Source organism: Streptomonospora alba, assembly GCF_000826685.1.
Taxonomy (GTDB): domain Bacteria; phylum Actinomycetota; class Actinomycetes; order Streptosporangiales; family Streptosporangiaceae; genus Streptomonospora; species Streptomonospora alba.
The window spans coordinates 1-212 of record NZ_JROO01000090.1; the positions used below are offsets into that span (position 1 = coordinate 1).

Sequence of the window (212 nt, forward strand, 5' to 3'; positions counted from 1 at the left end):
CCCGACCACACCGTCCCGCGGCCATCGGCCAGTCCGAACTCCTGCGCCAGCAGACCATGCCGGACCTCGCCCGCCGTGTGGGCAGGTCCCGCATCGAGCCAGTACCGCTGCCGCTGGAAGGCATACGTCGGCAGCTCAGCCGGATCCGCGCACTCCGCGGCGCCCGGGGCCAGTGCGTCGATCACCTGCGACCAGTCGACGTCTGCTCCGTG

The 212-nt window shown here is 72.2% G+C and carries 1 protein-coding gene; it reads right to left on the minus strand.

The window, feature by feature from the left end; translation table 11 throughout:
- Positions 1–185 (minus strand): hypothetical protein (locus LP52_RS28625; RefSeq protein ID WP_238581095.1); only part of this gene is annotated, 185 nt, incomplete at its 3' end.
- Positions 186–212 lie beyond the last annotated feature (27 nt).